The 25,015-nt window shown below is 64.6% G+C and carries 26 protein-coding genes; 17 read left to right on the forward strand and 9 right to left on the reverse strand.

From position 1 onward, the window contains the following. Window positions 1–2 precede the first annotated feature (2 nt). Both DN388_RS00990 and DN388_RS00995 read right to left on the reverse strand, forming a co-directional pair. Complete coding sequence (locus tag DN388_RS00990; RefSeq protein WP_043862647.1) at window positions 3–1,169, reverse strand: patatin-like phospholipase family protein; 1,167 nt, start codon at window positions 1,167–1,169, stop codon at window positions 3–5. 114 nt (window positions 1,170–1,283) lie between these two features. Continuing rightward, window positions 1,284–2,204 (reverse strand): lipid A biosynthesis lauroyl acyltransferase, encoded by a 921-nt coding sequence (locus DN388_RS00995; protein WP_043862646.1) that lies wholly within the window; start codon window positions 2,202–2,204, stop codon window positions 1,284–1,286. A 111-nt stretch (window positions 2,205–2,315) separates the two neighbouring features. On the opposite strand from DN388_RS00995, the gene minC reads away from it, so the two are divergent. The 7 genes from minC to DN388_RS01030 all read left to right on the forward strand — a co-directional run bounded on the left by minC (window position 2,316) and on the right by DN388_RS01030 (window position 8,970). After that, window positions 2,316–3,083, forward strand: a complete 768-nt coding sequence (gene minC, locus DN388_RS01000; protein WP_054915872.1) for a septum site-determining protein MinC — start codon at window positions 2,316–2,318, stop codon at window positions 3,081–3,083. A 98-nt stretch (window positions 3,084–3,181) separates the two neighbouring features. Further along, window positions 3,182–3,994, forward strand: coding sequence for a septum site-determining protein MinD (gene minD / locus DN388_RS01005; RefSeq protein WP_043862644.1), 813 nt, complete (start codon window positions 3,182–3,184; stop codon window positions 3,992–3,994). Between the two features lie 3 nt (window positions 3,995–3,997). Further along, the gene (gene minE / locus DN388_RS01010; RefSeq protein WP_019693048.1) at window positions 3,998–4,252 is read left to right on the forward strand and encodes a cell division topological specificity factor MinE; all 255 of its coding nucleotides are present in this window, start codon (window positions 3,998–4,000) and stop codon (window positions 4,250–4,252) included. Window positions 4,253–4,348: 96 nt separating this feature from the next. Continuing rightward, window positions 4,349–4,984 carry an RluA family pseudouridine synthase gene (locus DN388_RS01015; RefSeq protein WP_054914663.1) on the forward strand — a complete coding sequence of 212 codons (636 nt, stop codon included), beginning with the start codon at window positions 4,349–4,351 and terminating at the stop codon, window positions 4,982–4,984. 145 nt (window positions 4,985–5,129) lie between these two features. Beyond that, window positions 5,130–6,419, forward strand: a complete 1,290-nt coding sequence (locus DN388_RS01020; protein WP_054914664.1) for a M18 family aminopeptidase — start codon at window positions 5,130–5,132, stop codon at window positions 6,417–6,419. Window positions 6,420–6,589: 170 nt separating this feature from the next. Next, the gene (locus DN388_RS01025) at window positions 6,590–6,754 is read left to right on the forward strand and encodes a hypothetical protein (protein WP_167400231.1); all 165 of its coding nucleotides are present in this window, start codon (window positions 6,590–6,592) and stop codon (window positions 6,752–6,754) included. Between the two features lie 47 nt (window positions 6,755–6,801). Next, the gene (locus DN388_RS01030; RefSeq protein ID WP_054914665.1) at window positions 6,802–8,970 is read left to right on the forward strand and encodes a mechanosensitive ion channel family protein; all 2,169 of its coding nucleotides are present in this window, start codon (window positions 6,802–6,804) and stop codon (window positions 8,968–8,970) included. Here the strand turns inward: DN388_RS01030 and DN388_RS01035 are convergent. Continuing rightward, the gene (locus DN388_RS01035; RefSeq protein ID WP_043859984.1) at window positions 8,967–9,680 is read right to left on the reverse strand and encodes a UTRA domain-containing protein; all 714 of its coding nucleotides are present in this window, start codon (window positions 9,678–9,680) and stop codon (window positions 8,967–8,969) included. The genes DN388_RS01030 and DN388_RS01035 overlap by 4 nt on opposite strands. 346 nt (window positions 9,681–10,026) lie before the next feature. Between DN388_RS01035 and DN388_RS01040 the strand changes: the two genes are divergently transcribed. The 6 genes from DN388_RS01040 (at window position 10,027) to DN388_RS01065 (ending at window position 15,269) form a co-directional block, all read left to right on the forward strand. Continuing rightward, on the forward strand, window positions 10,027–11,091 hold the full coding sequence (locus DN388_RS01040; protein WP_043859983.1) for an ABC transporter substrate-binding protein: 1,065 nt from the start codon (window positions 10,027–10,029) through the stop codon (window positions 11,089–11,091). Between the two features lie 79 nt (window positions 11,092–11,170). Beyond that, window positions 11,171–11,977 (forward strand): alkaline phosphatase family protein, encoded by an 807-nt coding sequence (locus DN388_RS01045; protein WP_104572067.1) that lies wholly within the window; start codon window positions 11,171–11,173, stop codon window positions 11,975–11,977. Further along, window positions 11,956–12,816, forward strand: coding sequence for an ABC transporter permease subunit (locus DN388_RS01050; protein ID WP_177332933.1), 861 nt, complete (start codon window positions 11,956–11,958; stop codon window positions 12,814–12,816). The genes DN388_RS01045 and DN388_RS01050 overlap by 22 nt, the downstream gene beginning before the upstream one ends. Then, the gene (locus DN388_RS01055) at window positions 12,803–13,600 is read left to right on the forward strand and encodes an ABC transporter permease (protein WP_054914667.1); all 798 of its coding nucleotides are present in this window, start codon (window positions 12,803–12,805) and stop codon (window positions 13,598–13,600) included. The genes DN388_RS01050 and DN388_RS01055 overlap by 14 nt, the downstream gene beginning before the upstream one ends. 1 nt (window position 13,601) lies before the next feature. Next, on the forward strand, window positions 13,602–14,591 hold the full coding sequence (locus tag DN388_RS01060; protein WP_043859980.1) for an ABC transporter ATP-binding protein: 990 nt from the start codon (window positions 13,602–13,604) through the stop codon (window positions 14,589–14,591). 24 nt (window positions 14,592–14,615) lie between these two features. Beyond that, window positions 14,616–15,269: an HAD family phosphatase gene (locus DN388_RS01065; RefSeq protein WP_043859979.1), complete on the forward strand. Its 654-nt coding sequence runs from the start codon at window positions 14,616–14,618 to the stop codon at window positions 15,267–15,269. 59 nt (window positions 15,270–15,328) lie between these two features. On the opposite strand, the gene DN388_RS01070 is transcribed toward DN388_RS01065, so the two are convergent. After that, window positions 15,329–16,291 carry an NAD(P)H-quinone oxidoreductase gene (locus DN388_RS01070; RefSeq protein WP_043859978.1) on the reverse strand — a complete coding sequence of 321 codons (963 nt, stop codon included), beginning with the start codon at window positions 16,289–16,291 and terminating at the stop codon, window positions 15,329–15,331. A 139-nt stretch (window positions 16,292–16,430) separates the two neighbouring features. Between DN388_RS01070 and DN388_RS01075 the strand changes: the two genes are divergently transcribed. Together DN388_RS01075 and DN388_RS01080 are read left to right on the forward strand one after the other, a co-directional pair. After that, window positions 16,431–18,512 (forward strand): carboxy terminal-processing peptidase, encoded by a 2,082-nt coding sequence (locus tag DN388_RS01075; RefSeq protein WP_167400229.1) that lies wholly within the window; start codon window positions 16,431–16,433, stop codon window positions 18,510–18,512. 123 nt (window positions 18,513–18,635) lie between these two features. Further along, entirely contained in the window at window positions 18,636–20,411 is a 1,776-nt protein-coding gene (locus DN388_RS01080) for a bifunctional diguanylate cyclase/phosphodiesterase (RefSeq protein ID WP_104572065.1), read from the forward strand. Here DN388_RS01080 and DN388_RS01085 read toward each other — a convergent pair. The 5 genes from DN388_RS01085 to pcaQ all read right to left on the reverse strand — a co-directional run bounded on the left by DN388_RS01085 (window position 20,393) and on the right by pcaQ (window position 23,765). Beyond that, window positions 20,393–20,761 carry a hypothetical protein gene (locus tag DN388_RS01085; protein WP_043859975.1) on the reverse strand — a complete coding sequence of 123 codons (369 nt, stop codon included), beginning with the start codon at window positions 20,759–20,761 and terminating at the stop codon, window positions 20,393–20,395. The genes DN388_RS01080 and DN388_RS01085 overlap by 19 nt on opposite strands. After that, complete coding sequence (locus DN388_RS01090) at window positions 20,758–21,105, reverse strand: helix-turn-helix transcriptional regulator (RefSeq protein ID WP_058541022.1); 348 nt, start codon at window positions 21,103–21,105, stop codon at window positions 20,758–20,760. Before DN388_RS01090 ends, DN388_RS01085 begins: the two co-directional genes overlap by 4 nt. Window positions 21,106–21,204: 99 nt before the next feature. Beyond that, window positions 21,205–21,645, reverse strand: a complete 441-nt coding sequence (locus tag DN388_RS01095) for a YkvA family protein (RefSeq protein WP_043859973.1) — start codon at window positions 21,643–21,645, stop codon at window positions 21,205–21,207. A gap of 276 nt (window positions 21,646–21,921) precedes the next feature. Beyond that, complete coding sequence (locus tag DN388_RS01100; RefSeq protein WP_054914671.1) at window positions 21,922–22,644, reverse strand: FKBP-type peptidyl-prolyl cis-trans isomerase; 723 nt, start codon at window positions 22,642–22,644, stop codon at window positions 21,922–21,924. A 188-nt stretch (window positions 22,645–22,832) separates the two neighbouring features. Then, window positions 22,833–23,765: a pca operon transcription factor PcaQ gene (gene pcaQ, locus DN388_RS01105; RefSeq protein WP_043859971.1), complete on the reverse strand. Its 933-nt coding sequence runs from the start codon at window positions 23,763–23,765 to the stop codon at window positions 22,833–22,835. A 102-nt stretch (window positions 23,766–23,867) separates the two neighbouring features. Here pcaQ and DN388_RS01110 point away from each other — a divergent pair, with 102 nt between their 5' ends. Together DN388_RS01110 and map are read left to right on the forward strand one after the other, a co-directional pair. Next, the gene (locus tag DN388_RS01110) at window positions 23,868–24,071 is read left to right on the forward strand and encodes a ParD-like family protein (RefSeq protein WP_043859970.1); all 204 of its coding nucleotides are present in this window, start codon (window positions 23,868–23,870) and stop codon (window positions 24,069–24,071) included. Beyond that, window positions 24,068–24,850, forward strand: a complete 783-nt coding sequence (gene map / locus DN388_RS01115; RefSeq protein ID WP_043859969.1) for a type I methionyl aminopeptidase — start codon at window positions 24,068–24,070, stop codon at window positions 24,848–24,850. Before DN388_RS01110 ends, map begins: the two co-directional genes overlap by 4 nt. The last annotated feature ends 165 nt before the right edge of the window (window positions 24,851–25,015 follow it).

A 25,015-nucleotide genomic window follows, 5' to 3' on the forward strand; every position in this document is an offset into this window, starting at 1 on the left:
GCTCAGGGCCGGGGCAGAGGCAGGCCGAGAAAGCGGCACAGCTCGCCCTGCTTGGTCAGCGCGTCGCGCCGGCCCAGTTCGATCAGCTCGCTGCAATAGCCGGCTTCGAACAACAGGTAGCTGAGCACCCCGGCGCCGCTGGTCTTGGTCGCCCCCGGGCCGCGCAGGAACATGCGCAGCGCGGCGGGCAGTTCACGCCGATGGCGGGCGGCGATCTCGTCCAGCGGCTGGCTGGGCGCAACCACAAGCACCTCCACCGGGGCCAGGCCCAGGCGCCGGGGCTGCACGTCGCTGGGCAGCAGGTGGCTCAGGTGGTTGAGCCGCTGCAACAGCTCCAGGTCGTCTTCCAGGCTGTCGATGAACGTGCTGTTGAGCAGATGCCCGCCGATCTGCGCCAGGCTCGGCTGCTTGCCGCTGAACACCCGCTCGCGTGGATCACCCGGCGTCGGCCCCTGGGGGTTGCCGCTGACCCCCACCACCAGCACGCGGTTGGCGCCCAGGTGCAGCGCCGGGCTGATCGGCGCCGACTGGCGCACCGCACCGTCACCATAGAATTCGTGGCCCAGCCTGATCGGCGCAAACAGCAACGGGATGGCCGAACTGGCCAGCAGGTGCTCGACGCTCAGGCGGGTCGGCATGCCGATGCGTCGATGGCGCAGCCACGGGTCGATGGCGCCCTTGCCCTGGTAGAAGGTCACCGCCTGGCCCGACTCGTAGCCGAACGCGGTCACCGCCACCGCGCGCAGGTGCTGCTGGTCGATGGCATGGCCGATGCCGTCCAGGTCCAGGTGCTGGTTGAGCAGTTTGCGCAGCGGCGAGCTGTCGAGCAGCGCCACCGGTACCTGGGCCCCCAGGCCCAGCAGGCTGTGGCCGACGAAACGGCTGGCCTGGCGGATCACCCCGGGCCAGTCGCTGCGCAGTACCTGGTGGCTGCGAAAGCCCTGCCAGAAGCCGGTGAGGCGGCGGATGGCGTCGGCAAAATGCATCGCACCGCTGGCCAGGGTCACCGCATTGATGGCCCCGGCCGAGGTGCCGACGATCACCGGGAACGGGTTGCCGGCGCCGGCGGGCAGCAGGTCGGCGATGCCGGCGAGCACGCCGACCTGGTAGGCGGCACGGGCGCCACCGCCCGAGAGGATCAGGCCGGTGACCGGTTGGGGTGCTGGCATGGGGTACTCCCTGAGATCCCTATCGACTGCATCGCGGGCCAAGCCCGCTCCCACAGGTTTGTGGCTACCCTTGTGGGAGCGGGCTTGACCCGCGATAGCCACCCCACGATTGTCCTAGTACAGCTTGGGCGCCCCCGGCGGGCGCGACTTGAAGCGTCGGTGTGCCCACAGGTACTGCTCGGGGCATTCGCGCAGCACCGACTCGATCCACTGGTTGATGCGCAGGCAGTCGGCCTCTTCGCTCTCCCCCGGAAAATCCTGCAGCGGCGCATGGATCACCAGCCGGTAGCCACTGCCGTCCGCCAGGCGCTGCTGGGTGAACGGGATCACCCGCGCCCGCCCCAGGCGGGCGAACTTGGTGGTGGCGGTCACGGTAGCCGCCTCGATCCCGAACAGCGGCACGAACACGCTCTGCTTGGCGCCGTAGTCCTGGTCGGGCGCATACCAGATGGCGCGCCCCGAGCGCAACAGCTTGAGCATGCCGCGCACGTCCTCGCGCTCCACGGCCAGCGAGTCGAGGTTGTGCCGCTCGCGCCCACGGCGCTGCACGAAGTCGAACAACGGGTTCTTGTGCTCGCGGTACATGCCATCGATGGTGTGTTCCTGGCCCAGCAGCGCCGCACCGATCTCCAGCGTGGTGAAGTGCAGGGCCATCAGGATGGCCCCCTGCCCGTCACGCTGCGCCGCCTGCAGGTGCTCCAGCCCCTCGATGTGCGCCAGGCGCGCCAACCGGGCCTTTGGCCACCACCAGCTCATGGCCATTTCGAAGAAGGCGATGCCGGTGGAAGCGAAGTTTTCCTTGAGCAGACGGGTTCGTTCGACAGACGGTAATTCGGGGAAACACAGTTCCAGGTTGCGCGCAGCAATGCGTCGACGGTCACCGGCAACACGGTACATCAGCGCGCCCAGCAGGCGGCCCAGCACCAGCAAAGCCCGGTAGGGCAGCTGCACGATCAGCCACAGCAGGGCCAGGCCCAGCCACAGCGGCCAGAAGCGTGGATGAAGAAAATAAAGGCGAAAACGCGGGCGATCCATTAAACATTCCGCAAAGACGATGGCCGGGCATTCTACAACGGTTCGCTGCGGGTTGCGGCTAACCGGCGTTCTCGTTATAAGTCTGAGCACTTTTTCGTAACAAGCTGCCTTATGCCAACCATGAGCCAAACCCAGACGCCAGACCAAGCCCCCGTGTTCCAGCTCAAGGGCAGCATGCTCGCCATCACGGTGCTCGAGCTTGCGCAGAACGACCTCGAAGGCCTCGATCGGCAACTGGCGGCCAAAGTCGCCCAGGCCCCCAACTTCTTCAGCAACACCCCGCTGGTGCTGGCGCTGGACAAGCTGCCGGCCGGCGAAGGCGCGGTCGACCTGCCCGGGCTGATGCGCGTATGCCGCCACCATGGCCTGCGTACCCTGGCCATTCGCGCCAGCCGTATCGAGGACATCGCCGCCGCCATTGCCATCGACCTGCCGGTGCTGCCGCCGTCCGGTGCCCGCGAACGTGCGCTGGAGCCTGCGGTGGAGGTGCCACCGGCGCCCAAGCCCGAGCCGGCCCCGGCCCCGGCCCCGCCGCCGGAGCCTGCGGTAAAACCGACAAAAATCATCACCTCGCCGGTGCGTGGCGGCCAACAGATCTATGCTCAGGGCGGCGACCTGGTGGTACTGGCTTCGGTCAGCCCCGGTGCGGAACTTCTGGCCGATGGCAACATCCATGTTTACGGCGCGATGCGCGGTCGCGCCCTCGCCGGTATCAAGGGCAACACCAGGGCACGTATTTTCTGTCAGCAGCTGACCGCCGAAATGGTCTCGATCGCCGGGCAGTACAAGGTGGCCGAAGACCTGCGTCGCGACCCGTTGTGGGGGGCCAACGTGCAGGTCAGCCTGTCCGGTGACGTGTTGAACATCACCCGTCTTTAACGGATACTTGCCGCCATTTTCAGCGCAACTTTTCCATATGTTGCCGGTTTGGATATTTCTGGGACCTCAACGTCCTTTTTCTTTAGGGGTGATACACCTTGGCCAAGATTCTAGTGGTTACATCCGGCAAGGGTGGTGTGGGTAAGACCACCACCAGCGCCGCTATCGGTACCGGCCTCGCACTGCGCGGCCACAAGACGGTCATCGTCGACTTCGACGTCGGCCTGCGTAACCTCGATCTGATCATGGGCTGCGAACGCCGCGTGGTGTACGACTTCGTCAACGTGGTCAACGGCGAAGCCAACCTGCAGCAGGCCCTGATCAAGGACAAGCGCCTCGAGAACCTGTACGTGCTGGCCGCCAGCCAGACCCGTGACAAGGATGCCCTCACGCTCGAAGGCGTGGAGCGGGTCCTGATGGAGCTCAAGGAGCAATTCGAATACGTGGTCTGCGACTCGCCGGCCGGTATCGAGAAAGGCGCCCACCTGGCCATGTACTTCGCCGACGAAGCCATCGTGGTGACCAACCCGGAAGTCTCCTCGGTACGTGACTCGGACCGCATGCTGGGCCTGCTGGCCAGCAAGTCGCGCCGTTCCGAACGCAACGAAGACCCGATCAAGGAACACCTGCTGATCACCCGCTACCATCCAGAGCGCGTGAGCAAGGGCGAAATGCTCGGTGTCGAGGACGTCAAGGAAATCCTCGCCGTCGCGCTGCTGGGCGTGATCCCCGAATCCCAGGCGGTGCTCAAGGCATCCAACCAGGGTGTGCCGGTGATCCTCGACGACCAGAGCGATGCCGGCCAGGCCTACAGCGACACCGTCGACCGCCTGCTGGGCAAAACCGTGGAACACCGGTTCCTCGATGTACAGAAGAAGGGATTCTTCGAGCGCCTGTTTGGAGGCAACTGACCAATGAACCTTTTTGACTTCTTTCGTGCCAACAAAAAAGTAAGCACCGCGTCGGTCGCGAAAGAGCGTCTACAGATCATCGTGGCGCACGAGCGCGGCCAGCGCAGTACTCCGGACTACCTGCCAGCCTTGCAGAAGGAACTGGTCGAGGTGATCCGCAAGTACGTCAACATCGGCTCGGATGATGTGCACGTCGCTCTGGAGAACCAGGGCAGCTGCTCCATCCTGGAACTCAATATCACCCTGCCCGATCGTTGATCGGCGCACAGGGGTAACCTGCCACGGCGGCGGCCGGGCCCGGGCTCATACAGCCCGGGCCCGGCCGCCGCCGTTGGCGTTTGCAGAGAACACGCAATGCCGCTGTCCAACGTTCACATCCTTCACCAGGATGCCGCCATCCTGGTGGTCAACAAGCCGACCCTGCTGCTGTCCGTGCCGGGGCGCGCCGACGACAACAAGGATTGCCTGATCACCCGCCTGCAGGAAAACGGCTACCCCGACGCCCTGATCGTGCACCGTCTGGATTGGGAAACCTCGGGGATCATCCTGCTGGCGCGCGACGCCGACAGCCACCGCGAGCTGTCGCGCCAGTTCCATGACCGTGAAACCGAGAAGGCCTACACCGCGCTGTGCTGGGGCCAGCCTGCGCTGGACAGCGGCAGCATCGACCTGCCGTTGCGCTACGACCCGCCCACCAAGCCACGGCACGTGGTGGACCACGAGCAGGGCAAGCATGCGCTGACCTTCTGGCGCATCGTCGAGCGCTGTGGCGATCATTGCCGGGTGGAGCTCACGCCGATTACCGGGCGTTCGCACCAGTTGCGCGTGCACATGCTGTCGATCGGGCATCCGCTGCTGGGGGATCGACTGTACGCCTACCCCGAGGCCCTGGCGGCGCATGAGCGGTTGTGTCTGCATGCCAGCATGCTGAGCTTCACCCACCCGGTGAGCGGCGAACGACTGCGCTTCGAGTGCCCGGCGCCGTTCTGATACACCGCGGCGCGGCCATCGCGGGTCAGCCCGCTCCCACAACGATCACCCTGAACGCTGTGGGAGCGGGCTTGCCCCGCGATAGGGCCCACGCAAATCCGTGATCAATACGTTAAACTCGCGCCACTGCTGTCTGGAGTGACCTATGCGCGATGCACTGAACCAAGGCCTGATCGACTTTCTCAAGGCCTCCCCCACGCCGTTCCACGCCACCGCCAGCCTGTCGCAGCGCCTCGAGGCCGCCGGCTACCAGCGCCTGGACGAACGTGACAGCTGGGCCACCACGCCCGGCGGACGCTACTACCTGACCCGCAACGACTCCTCGATCATCGCCATCAAGCTCGGCCGCCATTCGCCGCTGCTCGACGGCATTCGCCTGGTCGGCGCCCACACCGACAGCCCCTGCCTGCGCGTCAAGCCACAGCCCGAACTGCAGCGCCAGGGCTTCTGGCAGCTGGGCGTGGAAGTCTACGGTGGCGCCCTGCTGGCGCCCTGGTTCGACCGCGACCTGTCGCTGGCCGGGCGCGTGACCTTCCGCCGTGACGGCAAGGTCGAAAGCCAGCTGATCGACTTCAAGCAGCCCATCGCGGTGATCCCCAACCTGGCGATCCACCTCAACCGCAGCGCCAACGAAGGCTGGGCGATCAACCCGCAGACCGAGCTGCCACCGATCCTGGCCCAGGTGGCCGGTGACGAGCGCGTCGACTTTCGCGCCCTGCTCACCGAGCAACTGGCCCGCGAACATGGCCTGAACGCCGACGTGGTGCTGGACTACGAGCTGAGCTTCTACGACACCCAGGACGCCGCCGTGGTCGGCCTGCATGGCGACTTCATCGCCGGCGCGCGGCTGGACAACCTGCTGTCGTGCTACGCCGGCCTGCAGGCCCTGCTGGCCGCCGACAGCGACGAGACCTGCGTACTGGTGTGCAACGACCACGAAGAGGTCGGCTCCAGCTCCGCCTGCGGCGCCGACGGCCCGATGCTGGAACAGACCCTGCGCCGCCTGCTGCCCGACGGTGACGATTTCGTCCGGGCCATCCAGCGCTCGCTGCTGGTGTCGGCCGACAATGCCCACGGCGTGCACCCCAACTACGCCGACCGGCACGACGGCAACCACGGGCCCAAGCTCAACGCCGGCCCGGTGATCAAGGTCAACAACAACCAGCGCTACGCCACCAACAGCGAAACCGCCGGTTTCTTCCGCCACCTGTGCATGGCCGAGGAAGTGCCGGTGCAGAGCTTCGTGGTGCGCAGCGACATGGGCTGCGGCTCGACCATCGGCCCGATCACCGCCAGCCACCTGGGTGTGCGCACGGTGGACATCGGCCTGCCGACGTTTGCCATGCACTCGATCCGCGAGCTGTGCGGCAGCCAGGACCTGGCGCACCTGGTCAAGGTGCTGACCGCGTTCTACCTGAGCCGCGATCTGCCCTGACCTGACAGGCCTGCGCCCACAGCACTGCGGTGATCGCCAAACAGGCGCCGTACCTGTGGGCGCTGGCTTGCCAGCGAAGAGGCCACGACTGACCCCCATCAACCCGCGCGCAAACATTTGGCGCTATGCTTGCCCATCATTACACCTCCTACAGCATAAGGACCTTGCGCATGTCCGAGTTTCAAACGATGTTCCTCCCGGTGATCGCCGGGTTGATCCTGCTCACCGTCGGCTTCAGCATGCGCGAGCGCAACAGCGGGGTGCTGATGATGTGGATCGGCATGCTGGGCATCCTGGGCATCATGGTGTGGAAGATCCTCGAGAAACTCACCTGACAAATGCTCTACACTCGGGCGATTGAGTGTTCGAGGTTGATCGTCCGGTGCCTGCCTTCCTGCGTTTCCTGTCCCTGCTGCTGATTCTGTTCCTGCCCCTGGGCCACGCACACGCGGCCGGCCTTCCGGGCCTGCTTGGCGGTTCGAGCAAACCCCAGCCCGAGGCGACTGAACCCCTCGCGCAATCGCTCGACGATGTCATCAAGAACCTCGAGAACGACCAGCAACGCAGCAAGCTGCTGGCCGACCTGAAGAAGCTGCGCGACGCCACCAGGCAAGCCCAGCCCAGTGCCGAGCAAGGTGTGCTGGGCCTGATCGGCACCACCTTCAATGAACTGGAAAAGCAGTTCAGCGGCGAGGCCAGCCCGTTCAACCGCTGGAGCCGCGAACTGGAGCTGGCCCAGATCGAGCTCAGTGCGCGGGTGGTGCCGGTGCATGAATGGCCGACGATCCTGTTCGGTTTCGCCGCCATCATCGCGCTCTGGAGCCTGCTGGCCTACGCGCTGAACTGGGTAAGCCACCAGGTACGCCTGCGCTTCGGCCTCACCGAAGAGCTGCCGCAACACCCGCGCACCTGGGACCTGGTGCGCTTCGCCCTGCGCAAGCTCGGGCCTTGGCTGGTGGCGCTGATCATCACCGTGTACCTGAGCTTTGCCCTGCCCTCTTCGCTGGGCAAGTCGATGGCCATGGTACTGGCCTACGCCCTGGTGGTCGGCACCTGCTTCTCGGCCATCTGCGTGATCGCCTTCTCGCTGCTCGATGGGCCGCACCGCCACCGCGCCCTGTACATCCTGCGCCACCGCGCGTTCCGTCCGCTGTGGCTGATCGGCAGCTTTGCCGCCTTCGGCGAGGCGATGAACGACCCACGCATGGCGGCCGCCCTGGGCGACCACCTGGCGCACACCCTGGCGACCCTGGCCAACATTCTGGCGGCGCTGTCCACCGGGCTGTTCATCCTGCGCTTTCGCCGCCCCATCGCGCACCTCATTCGCAACCAGCCGCTGTCTCGGCGCCTGACGCGCCGCGCCCTGAGCGACACCATCGAGATCCTCGGCACCTTCTGGTACCTGCCGGCCCTGGTGCTGGTGGGCATTTCGCTGTTTGCCACGTTCGTGTCCGCCGGCGACACCAGCACGGCCCTGCGCCAGTCGCTGATGTGCACGGTGCTGGTGGTGATGTGCATGGTGGTCAACGGCCTGGTGCGCCGCCATGCGCTCAAGCCGCAGCGGGCCAACCGGCGCCAGGCGGTCTACGCCGAACGTCTCAAGAGCTTTGGCTACACCCTGGTGCACCTGCTCATCTGGCTGGTGTTCATCGAGCTGGGCCTGCGTGTATGGGGCTTCTCGCTGATCGGTTTCACCGAGGGCGAAGGCCACGAGGTGGCGGTGCGCGTGTTCGGCCTGGCCGGTACGCTGATCGCCGCCTGGCTGGTGTGGATCCTCAGCGACACCGCCGTGCACCACGCACTGACCCGCTCGCGCAAGGGCCTGGCCAATGCCCGTGCGCAAACCATGATGCCGCTGATCCGCAACGTGCTGTTCGTGGCCATCTTCATCATCGCGGTGATCGTGGCCCTGGCCAACATGGGCATGAACGTCACGCCGCTGCTGGCCGGTGCCGGTGTGATCGGCCTGGCCATCGGCTTTGGTGCGCAATCGCTGGTGGCCGACCTGATCACCGGCCTGTTCATCATCATCGAGGACTCCCTGGCCATCGATGATTATGTGGATGTCGGCGGCCACCTGGGGACCGTCGAAGGCCTGACCATCCGTACCGTGCGCCTGCGCGACATCGACGGCATCGTGCACACCATCCCGTTCAGCGAGATCAAGAGCATCAAGAACTACTCGCGCGAATTCGGCTACGCGATCTTCCGCATCGCCATCCCCTACAACATGAGCATCGACAAGGCCATCGGCCTGGTTCGCGACGTGGGCCAGAAGATGCGCAGCGATCCGCTGCAACGGCGCAATATCTGGTCGCCGCTGGAGTTCCAGGGGGTGGAGAGCTTCGAGTCCGGCTCGGCGGTGCTGCGCGCGCGCTTCAAGACCGCGCCGATCAAGCAATGGGAGGTGTCGCGGGCATTCAACCTGGCGCTCAAGCGCCAGCTCGACGAAGCCGGGCTGGACCTGGCTACCCCGCGTCTTTCGGTGCAGGTGGTGACCGCCGGCGGTGGCCCCGCGCAGGACACCGCCCCCGCCGACAGCAACGCCTAGCCCGCCTCGGCCACGATGCGAATCGCATCGTGGCGCCAGTACTCCAGGTCGCAGTCGATCAGCCGCCCGTGCTGGTCGCTGTTGACCCGGGTGATATGCAGGCCGGCACTGCCGGCCGACACCTTCAGTGCCATCGCCGCCGCTACCGGCAACGCGGTGGGCAGCGTCTCGAAACGCACCCGGCCATAGGCGATGCCGTAGTGCAGCGCGTACAGCTCGGTCAGCGACTGGCTCAGGTCGAAATCCAGAATCCCGGCAAAGTACTCGGGGTTGAGGTAATGCTCGGCATAGAGCACCGCGCGCCCATCGATACGCCGCAGGCGGCAGATCTGGATCACGCTGGACAGCGCCGGCAATTGCAGGCGCGCACAGATCGCCGCCGGCGCCGGCTGCAGGCGGGCCGACAACAGTTCGGTAGCCGGCTGTCGACCCTGGTCGCGCACCATGGCATGGAAGTGGCTGCGCTCGATCAGGTCATAGCTCAGGCGCTGGGGCGCCACGAACCAGCCACGGCGTTCCTCGCGGTAGATCAGCCCGCAGGCCTCCAGTTGCACCAGCGCCTCGCGCAGGGTGATGCGCGTGGTATCGAACACCTCGCTGAGCTTGCGTTCGGCCGGCAACTTGCAGCCGGGCGCCAGCAGGCCATGCTCGATCTGCTCTTGCAGGGCATTGCATATGGCTGTTACTGCACGCGTGGGCAGTCGATGCATCAAGGGTTACCTATCTGGACTAGTCCAGCCTGGTGCGTGTGCCAGAACGGCGCAGCGACGATGGCCGGGCGGAGTAACCAAAGCCTAGGCAATCCACATGAACGGCACATGACAGCGCGCCGGACGGTCACGCACAGGCCCGGTCGAGCGCGGTCAAGGCGTTGCGGATCAAGCACTTGAAACTGGTCTACGCTCTATTTTCAGGGCCGCTGCACACACCTGGCGCGGCGCCTTCGACATCAAACTGTCATGCAACCGGCCTACCTTGGCTCGGGTATTGCTGACCTAGACCAACCGAATCGAAACCCTCTCAGCGTTTTGCACGGCACCCATCAAGGAGCTTCGGATGAAACAGCTTTTTCTGGCCTCACTGTTAGGCACCAGTATTGCCCTGTGCACCTCGGCCATGGCCGCGGACACCGACCTCAAGGCCCTCGAGGACGCCGCCCGCAAGGAAGGCGTCGTCAACAGCGTCGGCATGCCCGATGCCTGGGCCAACTGGAAGGGCACCTGGGCGGACCTGGCAAGCAAGTACGGCCTCAAGCACATGGACACCGACATGAGCTCGGCCCAGGAAGTGGCCAAGTTCGATGCCGAGAAAGACAACGCCAGCGCCGATATCGGCGACGTCGGCGCCGCCTTCGGCCCCATTGCGCTGGCCAAGGGCGTGACCCAGCCGTACAAGCCCAGCACCTGGGAGCAGATACCGACCTGGGCCAAGGACCAGGACGGACACTGGGCACTGGCCTATACCGGCACCATCGCCTTCATCATCAACAAGCAGCTGGTCAAGGAAGAAGACATTCCCAAGACCTGGCACGACCTGGAAAAGGGCAAGTACAAGGTCGCCATCGGTGACGTCGGCACCGCTGCCCAGGCGGCCAACGGCGTACTGGCTGCAGCCATTGCCTACAAGGGCGACGAGTCCAACATCGAGCCGGGCCTGCAACTGTTCACCAAGCTGGCCCAGCAGAAGCGCCTGTCGCTGGCCAACCCGACCATCCAGACCCTTGAGAAGGGCGAGATCGAGGTCGGCGTGGTGTGGGACTTCAACGGCCTGAGCTACCGCGAGCAGATCGACCCGAAACGCTTCGAGGTGCTGATCCCGTCCGACGGCTCGGTGATGTCCGGCTACACCACCATCATCAACAAGTACGCCAAGCATCCGAACGCCGCCAAGCTGACCCGTGAATACATCTTCAGCGATGCCGGGCAGACCAACCTGGCCATCGGCCATGCGCGGCCGATTCGTGCCGAGCACCTGAAGCTGCCGGCGGACGTGCAGGCCAAGCTGCTGCCCAACGAGCAGTACGCGCCGGCGCAGCCGATCAAGGATGCAGCGGCATGGGAAGCCACCTCCAAGGCCCTGCCGCAGAAGTGGCAGGAGCAGGTCATCATCGAGATGGAGTGAAACCATCGCGGGTCAGGCCCACTCCCACAAGGAGCGGGCTTGACCCGCGATGTGGTCATCGCTGTCACCGGAGCCACCCATGAACCACAACGTCATCCTCGTCATCCTCGACGGCCTCAACCACCAGGTGGCCCACCACGCCATGGGCCACCTGCATGCCTATGTAGAAGCAGACCGCGCCGCCCTGTACCGCCTGGAATGCGAACTGCCGGCACTGTCGCGACCACTCTACGAATGCATCCTCACCGGTGTGCCGCCGATCGACAGCGGCATCGTGCACAACAACGTCACGCGCCTGTCCACCCAACGCAGCATTTTCCACTACGCCCGCGACGCCGGGCTGAGCACCGCCGCCGCGGCCTACCACTGGGTCAGCGAGCTGTACAACCGCTCCCCTTTCGAACCGCTGCGTGACCGCCACACCCATGCGCCGAAACTGCCGATCCAGCATGGCCTGTTCTACTACGCCGACCACTACCCCGACTCGCACCTGTTCGCCGACGCCGAGTACCTGCGGCGCAAGCACGCACCGAACTTCCTGCTGGTGCATCCGATGAACATCGACGATGCCGGGCACAAGCATGGCCTGGACAGCAGCCAGTACCGCAACAGCGCACGCAGCGCCGATATCCTGCTGGCCGACTACCTCAGCACCTGGCTGCAGGACGGCTACCAGGTGCTGATCACCGCCGACCACGGCATGAACAACGACCGCTCGCACAACGGCGTGTTGCCCGAGGAGCGCGAAGTGCCGCTGTTCGTGTTCGGCGATGCGTTCAGCCTCGACCCGGCCGCCAAGCCCCTGCAGACCGAACTGTGCGGCACCGTATGCGAACTGCTCGGCATCCCCCACGACAAGCCGGTATGCCGGGAGCTGCTCTCGTGAACTCGATCACCCGTGGCAAATGGCTGGCGCTGTTGTGCCTGCTGCCCTTCGCGGTATTTTTCATCATCTTCCAGATCGCCCCGCTGACCTGGGTGGCCGTGCACAGCCTGCAGGCCGAAAGCGGCTGGGGCCTGGACAATTTCAGCAAGGTGCTCGGCTCGAAGTTCTACCGCCAGGCCATCCAGCACAGCCTGGAGATCAGCTTCTGGTCGAGTCTGTTCGGCATCCTGATCGCCATCCTGGGCAGCTATTCGCTGCGCAAGGTGGACTCGCGCCTGCGCGACTTCGTCAACGCCTTCGCCAACATGACCAGCAACTTCTCCGGCGTGCCGCTGGCCTTCGCCTTCATCATCCTGCTCGGCTTCAACGGCGCGCTGACCCTGCTGCTCAAGCAGGCCGGGATCATCGAGGACTTCAACCTCTACTCCAAGACCGGGCTGATCATCCTCTATACCTACTTCCAGATCCCGCTGGGCGTACTGCTGCTGTACCCGGCGTTCGACGCCCTGCGCGAAGACTGGCGCGAATCGGCCGCCCTGCTGGGCGCCAGCGCCTGGGACTACTGGCGCCTGATCGGCCTGCCGGTGCTGACCCCGGCGCTGCTGGGCACCTTCGTGATCCTGCTGGCCAACGCACTGGGCGCCTACGCCACGGTGTACGCACTGACCACCGGCAACTTCAACGTGCTGCCGATCCGCATCGCCGCGCTGGTGTCCGGCGACATCTCGCTGGACCCGAACCTGGCCAGCGCGCTGGCGATGATCCTGGTGGGGCTGATGACCCTGGTCACGCTGGTGCACCAGTGGCTGTTGAAGAGGAGCTACCATGTCTCGCGCTGAATCGGGCCCGGCCGGGCTCTACCACCGCGTGGTGGTGTACGTGCTGTTCGTGATCCTGCTGCTGCCGCTGGCCGGCACCCTGCTCTACTCGTTGTCCACCAGCTGGTCGGCGAGCCTGCTGCCCAGCGGGCTGACCTTCAAGTGGTACCTTGCGCTGTGGAGCGAGCCGCGTTTTCTGGCCGCCTTCGGCCAGTCGCTGCTGGTGTGCGTGGGCGCGCTGGTACTGTCGGTGCTGCTGATCCTGCCGCTGCTGTTCGTGGTGCACTACCACTTCCCCAGGCTCGACGCACTGATGAACATCCTCATCCTGCTGCCCTTCGCGGTGCCGCCGGTGGTGTCGTCGGTGGGGCTGCTGCAGCTGTATGGCTCAGGGCCGATGGCGATGGTCGGCACGCCGTGGATTTTGATCGGCTGCTATTTCACCGTCGCCCTGCCCTTCATGTACCGCGCCATCACCAACAACCTGCAGGCGATCAACCTGCGCGACCTGATGGATGCCGCCCAGTTGCTGGGGGCCAACACCTGGCAGGCCGCGTTTCTGGTGGTGCTGCCCAACCTGCGCAAGGGCCTGATGGTGGCGCTGCTGCTGTCGTTCTCGTTCCTGTTCGGCGAGTTCGTGTTTGCCAACCTGCTGGTGGGCACCCGCTACGAGACGCTGCAGGTGTACCTGAACAACATGCGCAACAGCAGCGGGCACTTCAACAGCGCGCTGGTGATTTCCTACTTCCTCTTCGTGCTGGTGCTGACCTGGGCAGCCAACCGCCTGAACAAGGACAAGACCTGAAATGAGCTTCGTCAGCATCCAGAACCTGCAAAAAAGCTACGGCGCCAGCGCGGTGTTCAACGACATCAACTGCGAGATCGGCCGCGGTGAGTTCGTCACCCTGCTCGGCCCCTCCGGCTGCGGCAAGTCCACCCTGCTGCGCTGCATCGCCGGCCTGACCGCTGTAGACAGCGGCAGGATCCTGCTCGACGGGCAGGACCTGGTACCGCAGAGCCCGCAAAAGCGCGGCATCGGCATGGTGTTCCAGAGCTACGCGCTGTTCCCCAACATGAGCGTGGAACAGAACGTCGCCTTCGGCCTGCGCATGCAGAAGATCAAGGGCCAAGACAGCCGCCCACGGGTACTCGAGGCGCTGCGCATGGTCGAGTTGCAGGACTTTGCCAGCCGCTACCCGCACCAGCTCTCCGGCGGCCAGTGCCAGCGCGTGGCCCTGGCCCGCTCGCTGGTGACCCGCCCGCGCCTGTTGCTGCTGGACGAGCCGCTGTCGGCGCTGGATGCACGCATCCGCAAGCACCTGCGCGAACAGATCCGCCAGATCCAGCGCGAGCTGGGCCTGACCACCATCTTCGTCACCCATGACCAGGAAGAAGCGCTGACCATGTCCGACCGCATCTTCCTGATGAACCAGGGCCGCATCGTGCAGAGTGGCGATGCCGAATCGCTGTACACCGCACCCGTGGATGCCTTCGCGGCCGGCTTCATCGGCAACTACAACCTGCTCGATGCCCAGAGTGCCAGCCGCCTGCTGCAACGTACGGTGAACAGCCGCCTGGCAATCCGTCCCGAAGCCATCGCGCTGAGCCTGGAAGGCGAACGCGAAGGCCTGGTGCGCAGTCACAGCCTGCTGGGCAACGTGATCCGCTACCGCATCGAAGCGCGTGGTGTGGAGCTGGTGGTGGATGTGCTCAATCGTTCAGCCGCCGATCTGCATGCGGACGGCGAGCGGGTATCCTTGTCCATCGATCCCACCGCCCTCTGCGAAGTTGCCTGAGGGCCGAACAGGAGTTTTGTTGTTATGGCTTTAGCGATTTTCGATCTGGATGAAACCCTGATCCACGGCGACTGCGCCTCGCTGTGGAGCGAGCAGATGGTGCGCCTGGGCTGGGTGGACGGTGAGTCGTTCCTGCGCAGGGACCGTGAGCTGATGGAGGCCTACGGCAAGGGGCACCTGGCGATGGAAGACTACATGGCGTTCAGCCTGGAGCCGCTGATCGGGCGCACACCAGAGGAAGTCGATCATCTGGTCGAGCCGTGGGTGGAAGACTTCATCGAGCCGATCATCTTCAGTGAGGCCACCCGCACCATTGCCGAGCACCGCAAGGCGGGGGATCGAATTCTGGTGATCTCGGCCTCGGGTGTGCATCTGGTGGGACCGATTGCCGCGCGCCTGGGGATCGACGAGTACCTGGGCATCGAGCTGGAAGTGGAAAAAGGGTTCTACACCGGCAAGACCGTGGGCACCCTGACCTACCGCGAAGGCAAGATCACCCGCTTGCTGGAGTGGCTGGACCAGCAGGAAGAGAACCTAGAAGGCGCAAGCTTCTATTCCGATTCGCGCAATGACCTGCCGTTGCTGCTGAAGGTTGACCACCCGTATGTGGTGAACCCGGACCCGGTGCTGCGCGAGCATGCCGAGAAGAATGGCTGGCCGATTCTGGCCTGGGCCTGAAAAAAGTTCGCCGGCAAGGTCGGCTCCTGCAGGAGTCGGCCTTGCCGGCGAACAGGGCCCTATACCAGGCTGTCGTCGATCACCAGCACCAACTTGCCCGATACCTGGTTGCCCGCCAGTTCGGCATACGCCGCCTCGGCGTCCTTCACCGCATAGCTGCCTACCAGTTGCGGCTTCAAGCGCCCTTCGGCGAACAGCGGCCACACCTGTTGGCCCAGGTCACTGAGCAGGTCGGCCTTGAACTGGTCATCGCGATTGCGCAGGGTCGAGCCGGTCACCTGCACCCGCTTGGCCAGTACCTGGGCCAGGTCCAGCTCGGCCTTGCGCCCGCCCATCAGGCCGATGATCACCCAGCGCCCGTCACGGGCCAGCAGCTTGAGGTTGAGCGCCGCATAGTTGGCCCCCACCGGGTCCAGGATCACATCGAACGGGGCGAAGTCGTTCAGCGCCTCTATATCGTCACCGCGCACCACGCCACCGCTGGCGCCCAGCGCCTGACAATAGGCCAGCCGCTCGGCCGAGCCCACGCTGACCCAGCTGGGGCTGCCGAACGCCTTGCACAGCTGGATGGCCGCCGACCCCACGCCGCTGGCGCCGGCGTGCAGCAACACTTTCTCGCCCGGCTTGAGGCCGCCCAGCTGGAACAGGTTGAGCCAGGCCGTGGCGTATACCTCCGGGATCGCAGCCGCCTGCTGCAGGCTCAGGCCCTCGGGCACCGGCAGCACGTGGCGCGCGTCGACCACCACCTCTTCGGCCATGCCGCCACCGGCCAGCAGTGCGCATACCCGGTCGCCCACCTGCCAGGACACCCCGGCTCCCACTTCGCTGATCACCCCGGCACATTCCAGGCCCAGGAACTCGCTGGCGCCCGGTGGCGGCGGGTACAATCCGGCACGCTGCAACAGGTCGGCGCGATTGAGCCCGGCCGCTGCCACGCGGATGCGTACTTGACCTACATCGCAAGTTGGACTTGTCGTCTCAACCCACTCCACATGTCCGTCAACGCCTTGCAATGCCTTCACAGTGCCTCCATAGTTGAGTCATGACTGAGCCTGGCTGCCTTGGCACCAGGCTTTTTGCATTATGCGTCCGGCTCCATGGAACCGGCGAATTCAAAGACGGCCTAATATGCGTGATCAATTGCCCCTACGTCGAATCAGCATGAAGCATCTCCTGCCCAGCACTGCCCTCGCCCTGATGATCGGCCTTGGCAGCTTGCCGCTGGCCGGCGCCGCTTCGGCCGCCAACAGTTGGGACAAGTTGCAACCAGACCGCGATGAAGTGGTCGCCAGCCTGAACGTGGTCGAGTTGCTCAAGCGCCACCACTACAGCAAGCCGCCACTCAATGATGCGCGCTCGGTCATCATCTACGACAGTTACATCAAACTGCTCGATCCCTCGCGCAGTTACTTCATGGCCAGCGATATTGCCGAGTTCGACAAGTGGAAGACGCAGTTCGACGACTTCCTCAAGAGCGGCAACCTGGATCCGGGCTTCACCATCTACAAACGTTATCTGGATCGCGTGAAATCGCGCCTGGACTTCGCCCTGGCCGAGCTGAACAAGGGCGTCGACAAGATCGACTTCACCACCCAGGAAACCCTGCTGGTCGACCGCAAGGACGCTCCGTGGCTGCAGAACCAGGCCGAGCTCGACGACCTGTGGCGCAAACGCGTCAAGGACGAGGTGCTGCGCCTGAAGATCGCCGGCAAGGAACCCAAGGCCATCCAGGAACTGCTGACCAAGCGCTACAAGAACCAGCTCGCGCGCCTGGACCAGACCCGCGCCGAAGATATCTTCCAGGCCTACATCAACACCTTCGCCCAGTCGTACGACCCGCACACCAACTACCTGTCGCCCGACAACGCCGAGAACTTCGACATCAACATGAGCCTGTCGCTCGAAGGTATCGGCGCGGTGCTGCAAAGCGACAACGACCAGGTCAAGATCGTGCGCCTGGTGCCGGCTGGCCCTGCCGCCAAGACCAAGCAGGTGGCCCCGGCCGACAAGATCATCGGCGTTGCCCAGGGCGACAAGGAAATGGTCGACGTGATCGGCTGGCGCCTGGACGAAGTGGTCAAGCTGATCCGCGGCCCGAAGGGCTCCGTGGTGCGCCTGGAGGTCATCCCGGCCAGCAACGCGCCTAACGACCAGACCAGCAAGATCGTCTCGATCACCCGCGAAGCGGTCAAGCTCGAAGAACAGGCCGCCAAGAAGTCGGTGCTCAAGCTCAAGCAGGACGGACGCGACTACAAGCTGGGCATCATCGAGATCCCGGCCTTCTACCTCGACTTCAAGGCGTTCCGCGCCGGGGATCCGGAGTACAAGTCCACCACCCGTGACGTGAAGAAACTGCTCACCGAACTGCAGAAGGAAAAGGTCGACGGCGTGGTCATCGACCTGCGCAACAACGGCGGCGGCTCCCTGCAGGAAGCCACCGAGCTGACCAGCCTGTTCATCGACAAGGGCCCCACCGTGCTGGTACGCAACGCCGACGGCCGTGTCGACGTGCTCGAAGACGAAAACACCGGTGCCTTCTACAAGGGCCCGCTGGCGCTGCTGGTCAATCGCCTGTCGGCCTCGGCCTCGGAGATTTTCGCCGGCGCCATGCAGGACTACCACCGTGCCCTGATCATCGGTGGCCAGACCTTCGGCAAAGGCACCGTGCAGACCATCCAGCCGCTCAACCACGGCGAGCTCAAGCTGACCCTGGCCAAGTTCTACCGGGTTTCCGGGCAGAGCACCCAGCACCAGGGCGTGTTGCCGGACATCGACTACCCGTCGATCATCGACACCAAGGAGATCGGCGAGAGCGCCCTGCCTGAAGCCATGCCGTGGGACACCATCCGCCCGGCCATCAAGCCGGCCGTCGACCCGTTCAAGCCGTTCCTTGCGCAACTCAAGGCACGCCACGAAAACCGCAGCGCCAAGGACCCGGAGTTCGTCTACATTCGCGATCGCCTGGCCCTGACCCAGCAGTTGATGAACGAGAAGACCGTCAGCCTCAACGAGGTGGAACGCCGCGCTCGCCATGCCGACATCGAAGGCAAGCAGCTGGCGCTGGAAAACATCCGGCGCAAGGCCAAGGGCGAAGAGCCGCTCAAGGAACTGAAGAAGGAAGACGAAGACGCCCTGCCGGTCGAGCCGGATGACACCAAGCCGGAAGATGACGCGTACCTCGCCGAAACCGGGCGCATCCTGCTGGACTACCTGGGGCTGAATTCCTCGGTGGCCAAGCACTGAAACGATAATGGCAAAATAATGTGACGGTGCCCTTTTCGGGTCATCAAACAGTCATCATTCTGTCGTGAAATAAGGGACTGGGCGCCGATGGCCCCAGTCCCTTTTTTTCAAGGTAGCCCTGCCATGACCGTGACCGAACAGCTCAGCGCGTTGAGCTCCATCCTGGCTCAAAGCGGCTTGCACAGCCTGTTCCAACCCATCGTCTGCCTGTCCGAGCGACGCATCCTCGGTTATGAAGCCCTCAGCCGCGGCCCGTCCAACAGCCCGCTGCACTCCCCCATCAACCTGTTCGCCGTGGCCCGCCATGCCGGCCGCCTGACCGAACTGGAGGTGGCCTGCCGCGAAAGCGCGTGCCGGCGTTTCAGCCAGCAGCAACTGGAAGGCAAGCTGTTCCTCAACGTGTCGCCCGAGTCGTTGCTCGAGCCGCAATACCAGTCCGGGCGCACGCTCAAGCTGCTGCAGAGCCTTGGCATCCCACCCAGCCGGGTGGTCATCGAGTTGACCGAACAAACCCCCACCGACGACTTCCAGCTGCTGTTCAACGCCCTGCACCACTACCGCGACATGGGCTTTTCGATTGCCCTGGACGACCTGGGCGCCGGCTATTCCAGCCTGCGCCTGTGGTCGGAACTGCGCCCGGACTACGTCAAGATCGACCGGCATTTCATCGACGGTATTCACCAGGATGCGGTCAAGCGCGAGTTCGTCGGCTCGATCCTGCAGATCGCCAAGGCGTCGCGGGCCAAGGTGATTGCCGAGGGCATCGAGCTGGCCGAGGAGCTGGCGGTGCTCACCGAGATGGGGGTCGACCTGGTACAGGGCTACCTGCTGTGCCGGCCGCAGGAGCAACCGCCCCGCGACGCTACCGCCATGCTGCCGTCAGCGACGCACAGTGGCGCGGTGGTGCTGGGTGAGGACGGCCGCGATCTGAGCGCGCTGCTCAACGAGCAACCGGCCGTGAGCGGTGATACGGCGACCCTGGAGGTACTGGCGCTGTTTCGCCGCCAGGCCAACCTCAACTCGCTGGCTGTTCTCGACCATGCACAGCGCCCCTGCGGCATCGTGCACCGCCATTCGCTGTCCGACGCGCTGCTCAAACCGTTCGCCACCGACCTGTATGCGCGCAAGCCGATCAGCCGGCTGATGAACGAGGACTTTCTGGCGGTGGAGCTCAACCAGTCGCTGCAGAAGGTCAGCCGCCTGCTGACCAGCCGCGCGCGCCAGCGCATCGAGGAAGACTTCATCATTACCCAGAGCGGTCGCTACCTGGGCCTGGGGCGGGTGATCGACGTGCTCAAGCTGATCACCGAACAGAAGCTGCAGCAGGCCCGCTATGCCAACCCGCTGACCCTGTTGCCGGGCAACGTGCCGATCCAGCAATGCCTGACCCGCTTGCTGCAGCAACAGCGCGAGGCAGCGATCTGCTATGTGGACATCGACAGTTTCAAGCCCTTCAACGACATCTATGGCTATGCCAAGGGCGACGAAGTGCTGTTGAGCCTGGCCCAGTGCCTGAGCGAACGGGTCGACCCCAGCCGGGACTTTGTCGGCCATATCGGTGGCGACGACTTCATGCTGGTACTGGGTTCGAAGGATTGGGAGCAGCGCCTGAACGTGCTGCTGGACGACTTTCAGAATGCCTGTCGGCGCTTCTACCGCACCGAGCACCTGGAGGCCGGGTGCTTCATCGCGCACAACCGCCTGGGCCAGCGCCAGGAATTCCCGTTGCTGTCACTCTCGATCGGTGTGGTGCAACTGCATGCACATACCTGCGCGCAACTGGATGCCGGCCAACTGGCCGACCTCGCCTCCCAGGCCAAGCACCATGCCAAGGATGTGCCCGGGCACAGCCTGTACCTGATCGATACGGCGCTGGCGCCTCAGGCCTGTTCGGGATAGCTGTACTCGAATACCCGTACCACTTCCGAGGCATGCCAGGATGCTGCGGCCATGCCGTCCGATGGCCCGGAAAACCGCCCCAGGCGCTCGACGCATTCGAAAAAGCCGGTACGTGGCAATCGGCTGGCCCCCTGGCTGATCACCAGCGAGCTGCGCAGTGGCTGCTCGGCGCGTGCATCGATCACCGCCAGGTACTCAAGCGCGGCGGTCAGGGTCTGCATCGCCGGGCTTGGCAGCTCCAGGCGTTCGAGCAAGGCGCGGTAGGTCAGCAGGTGGCGTTGCCGGCGTGCCACGTCCAGCTCGCCCAGCAGCCCCTCCCATTGCTGACGGCTGATCCGCACGCCGCTCACGACGGCTCGCTCCAGCCTGCCACGCCCAGCTCCCAGGCCAGGCTGCGGCGGATCGCGGCATCCGGCTCGCGCTCACCGCTTTCAATCAGCGCCAGGTACACCGGACTGATGCCCACCTTGCGCGCCAGCTGCTCGGCAGCCAGGCCCTTGGCCTCACGCAAGGCGGCCAGCTCGCCCAACGCGGGCAGGCTGGCCGGCGTGGGTGCAGCGGCGCTGGCGTTGACGCCTGCCGGCTGCGCCGTGGCGGCAGGTTGACCTGCCGCCTTCAACAACGCTTGATAGTGCTCCCAGGGCACGACCGCGTACTCGGGTTGACCGTCTCGGCTGATAACCTGAATACCCATTACAACCCCCTTGTAAGAACCTGCGCATGTAATCGCTCGGTATAGCGCTTATGCCAAATATAGTACCAGCCGGCGCAGTATTGCAGGGTGTAACCGGATTTAGCGCTTTCCCTGCTCCAGGCGCAACGCTTCGGGGGTGTCGGGCAGGCGCTCGACCACGCGCAGTTTCTCGGGAGACTGACGATTGCGCCAGGCGCGAAAAGCCGCCAGCTCGCTGTCGAACGTCTTCAGCACCCAGGCCAGTACGGCGAGATCGTCGAGCAGGCCGATGCCGGGCAGCCAGTCCGGGATCGCGTCCAGCGGGCTGACAAAGTACAGCAGGCCGGCGACGATGGTCAGTAGCGCCCTTGAGCTGATGGCACGGTACTCGCCACGCCACCACGCCACGCACAGCGCCTGCAGCAGGCGTACGTCATCCTTGAGCTTGCCCAGGCTCGGGCCCTTGCGCGCCACGGCGAAGATCAGCGCTGGCAGGCGCCCCCGGCTCAACAGGCGCTCGGCCAGCGGCAGGAAACGGGCAAAATTCCAGGGTGCTTTCATACCACCTCCAACGGCAGGGCCGGGAAGGTTATCCACAGTATTTGTGGATAACCTTGTGAACAGAGGCCATTTTCAGGCTCGGCGTGCCCGCCAGGCAAGGGCCTGGGTCAAATCGGGCGTTTTTTACACACCTGTTTCATTACGCGGTCACTTTGCGAAAGCCGTCACAGTTGCGCACGCCACCAAGGTGTGACGTCAGATCGCTCCCACGGTTCAGCCCGATCCATAAACGACAACGCCCCGTCGAGACGGGGCGTTGTGCACACAGCGGGACGCTTACTTCTCAGCAGCGTCTTCTGCTGCCTTGGCCGGGTCCTTGATGGCGATCAGTTCCAGATCAAACACCAGTACCGAGTTGGCCGGGATCATCGGGCTAGGGCTCTGTGCGCCATAGGCCAGGTCAGCCGGGATGAACAGCTTGACCTTCTCGCCCACGTGCATCAGTTGCAGGCCTTCGACCCAACCCGGAATCACGCCGCTGACCGGCAGGTCGATCGGGCTGCCGCGCTCGACGGAGCTGTCGAACACCTTGCCGTCGATCAGCTTGCCTTCGTAGTGAACAGTGACCACGTCGGTAGGCTTGGGCTGGGCGCCTTCGGCCTTCTTCACGATCTGGTACTGCAGGCCCGACGCGGTGGTGACCACGCCGTCCTTCTTGCCGTTTTCTTCAAGGAACTTCTTGCCGGCGGCGGCCGACTCTTCGCTCATCTTGACCAGGCGTTCTTCAGCACGCTTCTGCAGCGCGGCGAAGGCTTCGACCAGGTCTTCGTCCTTGATCTTCTGTTCCTTCTTGCCGACAGCGTCCTCGATGCCCTGGGCCACGGCCTTGGAGTCGAGATCGTCCATGCCTTCCTGTGCCAGGCTCTTGCCCATGTTCAGGCCGATACCGTAGGAAGCTTTCTGTGCCGGGGTCTTCAGCTCGACGCTGGTCTGCGAATCGCAACCCGCCAGTACCAGGCTAACCAGGGCAACCGCAGCCGCCAACCGATGCTGTTTCATGCTATTTCCTTGTTCATGCGCCAAAAGGGCAATCGAGTAAAGCCGCGAGCTTATCAGGCGGCCACGACCAATGGCTACCGGCATGAGAGCGACAAAAGGTCGAGAAGTTCAGCCAGGTGAAGGCTTCTTCATGCAGCCGATAAGCCAGTGGCCAGTATTGCAGCCAACGCCCCGGATCTGGATGAAATCTACGGGTAGTGTCCTTCGCGGTACTGCCCCGCCACTTCGCGCAGCACCTGGCACAACCACTGGGCCGGCAGGGCCTGTGGCAGCGCGGCATTGCTGCAGATACCCACCGAGCCACCGGGTTCGCGCACGCCCAGGTCGAGCTCGCACAGCTCGCCCCGCTGCAGGTCGACCCGCACCGCATCACGCGGGGCCACCCACACCGCATCGCTGCCCAGCACATAGCGCCGGCTCAGTGCCGGGGAAAGCGTTTCCAGACGTTGCTGCGGTTGTTCGATGGCGCATTGCACGAACAGGCTGTCGGCATGCTTGCGAATGGTGGTGCCGGCCAGGGGCAGTACCAGCGGGTACTGGCCCACCTGGTTGCGCTCGATCGGGCTGCGTGCCAGCAACGGGTGGCCGGGGCGCACCACCAGCGACATCGACTCGCTGTACAGGTGCTCGAACAGCAGGCCCTGGATCTGCGGGCTGTCGGTCATGCGCCCGATCACCAGGTCCAGCTCCCCCACATGCAGCTGCGCCAGCAGGTGCGCACTGGGGCCGGTGGCAACGCTGACCACCAGGGCCGGGTGGCGCTGGTGCAGGCGGCAGATCACTTCGGGAATGAGCAGGCTTTCGACGGTCGAGAGCACGCCGATCTTCACCTGCGGCGGCGCGTGTTCCTCGCCGCGCAGGGTACTCACCCCTTCGCGCAGGGCCTGTACGCACGGGCCGGCGTAGCGCATGAAGCGCACCCCGGCCGCAGTCAGCTCGACACCCTGCTTGCCGCGCTCGAACAATCGCGTCTGCAGCAGTTCTTCGAGCTCCTTGAGGGTCTTGGAAATCGCCGGCTGGCTGATGGCCACGGCGTCGGCGGCCTTGGCGAAACTGCCTTGACGGGCGATTTCGAGAAAGCACAGCAGGTGGCGGAACTTGATGCGGGTATCGAGGTTCATGGCCGGAGTTTATCGCAACCGCAGCCCCTTTGCGGCGCCTGCCTCGAACAACACACAAGCTATATGCTATATATACGCTTCGTATACAGAGTGAGTATTGCCATGGGTATCGTCAAGATCGATGACGCGCTGCATGAAGACCTGCGCATTGCCAGCGGCGCGGTGTCGCGCTCGATCAACGCGCAGGCCGAGTACTGGATTCGCATCGGCATGCTGGCCGAGCTCAACCCGCACATGACCTACCAGGAACTGTTGCGCCAGTTGCTGCGCCAGGAGCAGGCCAGCCTCAGGGAGCTGATCGCATGAGCGAGGTGATCCTGAAGAACCCGCAGCAGCTGGCCTTGATGCGTACCGCCGGGCAATTGCTGACGCGGGTGTTCGAGCACCTGGACGGCTTTGTCGCGCCAGGGGTCAGCACCTTGCAGATCAACGACCGTGCCGAGGCGTACATCGTCGATGTGCTCAAGGCGCGTCCGGCCAGCAAGGGGCAGTACGGGTTCAAGTATTCGCTCAACACCTCCGTCGACCATGTGGTGTGCCACGGCGTGCCAAGTGCCGACGAGGTGCTGAAGGCGGGGTCGATCATCAATGTGGACATCACCCTGGAACAGGGTGGTTACATTGCCGACTCGTCGAAGATGTATGCGGTGGGCGCCATTGCCGACGAGGCGCGGCAATTGGTCGATACCACCTATGCGGCGTTGTGGGCGGGCATTCGCCAGGTGCGGCCCGGGGCCACGCTGGGTGATGTGGGGCATGCGATACAGCGGCTTGCCGAGGGCGCGGGTTACAACGTGGTGCGTGAGTACTGCGGGCACGGCATCGGCAGGCAGATGCACGAGGCGCCGCAGGTGCTGCACTACGGACACCGCAACAGCGGGCTGGTGCTCAAGCCGGGCATGGTGTTCACCATCGAGCCGATGATCAACCAGGGTGGGCGTGGGGTGCGTACGCTCAAGGACGGGTGGACGGTGATCACCCGGGACCGCAGCCTGTCGGCACAGTGGGAGCATACGGTGGCAGTGACGGCGCAGGGGGTCGAGGTGTTGACCTTGCGTGAGGAAGAGCGGGGCATGGTCGGGTGACTGGCTCACCATCGCACTGGTGATCGGGCTTTTGATGTTCCGGTTCTTCAGGGGGGCTTGTGGGGCGCTTGGATCACCGCCCGTGCCGGATAATCTCTCGGCCCCCTTCCCGGGGAGCGACGGTTGTAAGGTTAGCGAGCTTATCCAGCATGGACAGAGACGCCG

This window comes from Pseudomonas sp. S12(2018), assembly GCF_024355235.1.
GTDB classification, from domain to species: domain Bacteria; phylum Pseudomonadota; class Gammaproteobacteria; order Pseudomonadales; family Pseudomonadaceae; genus Aquipseudomonas; species Aquipseudomonas palmensis.

What these genes read in the sequence shown, in the direction of transcription:
- DN388_RS00995 (WP_043862646.1), bottom strand. Translation starts at nt 2,204, where the DNA reads ATGGATCGCCCGCGTTTTCGCCTTTATTTTCTTCATCCACGCTTCTGG.
- DN388_RS01110 (WP_043859970.1), top strand. Translation starts at nt 23,868, where the DNA reads ATGGGTATCGTCAAGATCGATGACGCGCTGCATGAAGACCTGCGCATT.
- map (WP_043859969.1), top strand. Translation starts at nt 24,068, where the DNA reads ATGAGCGAGGTGATCCTGAAGAACCCGCAGCAGCTGGCCTTGATGCGT.
- DN388_RS00990 (WP_043862647.1), bottom strand. Translation starts at nt 1,169, where the DNA reads ATGCCAGCACCCCAACCGGTCACCGGCCTGATCCTCTCGGGCGGTGGC.
- DN388_RS01060 (WP_043859980.1), top strand. Translation starts at nt 13,602, where the DNA reads ATGAGCTTCGTCAGCATCCAGAACCTGCAAAAAAGCTACGGCGCCAGC.
- DN388_RS01100 (WP_054914671.1), bottom strand. Translation starts at nt 22,644, where the DNA reads ATGAAACAGCATCGGTTGGCGGCTGCGGTTGCCCTGGTTAGCCTGGTA.
- DN388_RS01015 (WP_054914663.1), top strand. Translation starts at nt 4,349, where the DNA reads ATGCCGCTGTCCAACGTTCACATCCTTCACCAGGATGCCGCCATCCTG.
- DN388_RS01075 (WP_167400229.1), top strand. Translation starts at nt 16,431, where the DNA reads ATGAAGCATCTCCTGCCCAGCACTGCCCTCGCCCTGATGATCGGCCTT.
- DN388_RS01055 (WP_054914667.1), top strand. Translation starts at nt 12,803, where the DNA reads ATGTCTCGCGCTGAATCGGGCCCGGCCGGGCTCTACCACCGCGTGGTG.
- minC (WP_054915872.1), top strand. Translation starts at nt 2,316, where the DNA reads ATGCCAACCATGAGCCAAACCCAGACGCCAGACCAAGCCCCCGTGTTC.
- DN388_RS01050 (WP_177332933.1), top strand. Translation starts at nt 11,956, where the DNA reads ATGCCGGGAGCTGCTCTCGTGAACTCGATCACCCGTGGCAAATGGCTG.
- minE (WP_019693048.1), top strand. Translation starts at nt 3,998, where the DNA reads ATGAACCTTTTTGACTTCTTTCGTGCCAACAAAAAAGTAAGCACCGCG.
- DN388_RS01090 (WP_058541022.1), bottom strand. Translation starts at nt 21,105, where the DNA reads ATGGGTATTCAGGTTATCAGCCGAGACGGTCAACCCGAGTACGCGGTC.
- DN388_RS01040 (WP_043859983.1), top strand. Translation starts at nt 10,027, where the DNA reads ATGAAACAGCTTTTTCTGGCCTCACTGTTAGGCACCAGTATTGCCCTG.
- DN388_RS01020 (WP_054914664.1), top strand. Translation starts at nt 5,130, where the DNA reads ATGCGCGATGCACTGAACCAAGGCCTGATCGACTTTCTCAAGGCCTCC.
- DN388_RS01025 (WP_167400231.1), top strand. Translation starts at nt 6,590, where the DNA reads ATGTCCGAGTTTCAAACGATGTTCCTCCCGGTGATCGCCGGGTTGATC.
- DN388_RS01045 (WP_104572067.1), top strand. Translation starts at nt 11,171, where the DNA reads ATGAACCACAACGTCATCCTCGTCATCCTCGACGGCCTCAACCACCAG.
- pcaQ (WP_043859971.1), bottom strand. Translation starts at nt 23,765, where the DNA reads ATGAACCTCGATACCCGCATCAAGTTCCGCCACCTGCTGTGCTTTCTC.
- DN388_RS01065 (WP_043859979.1), top strand. Translation starts at nt 14,616, where the DNA reads ATGGCTTTAGCGATTTTCGATCTGGATGAAACCCTGATCCACGGCGAC.
- DN388_RS01095 (WP_043859973.1), bottom strand. Translation starts at nt 21,645, where the DNA reads ATGAAAGCACCCTGGAATTTTGCCCGTTTCCTGCCGCTGGCCGAGCGC.
- DN388_RS01080 (WP_104572065.1), top strand. Translation starts at nt 18,636, where the DNA reads ATGACCGTGACCGAACAGCTCAGCGCGTTGAGCTCCATCCTGGCTCAA.
- DN388_RS01035 (WP_043859984.1), bottom strand. Translation starts at nt 9,680, where the DNA reads ATGCATCGACTGCCCACGCGTGCAGTAACAGCCATATGCAATGCCCTG.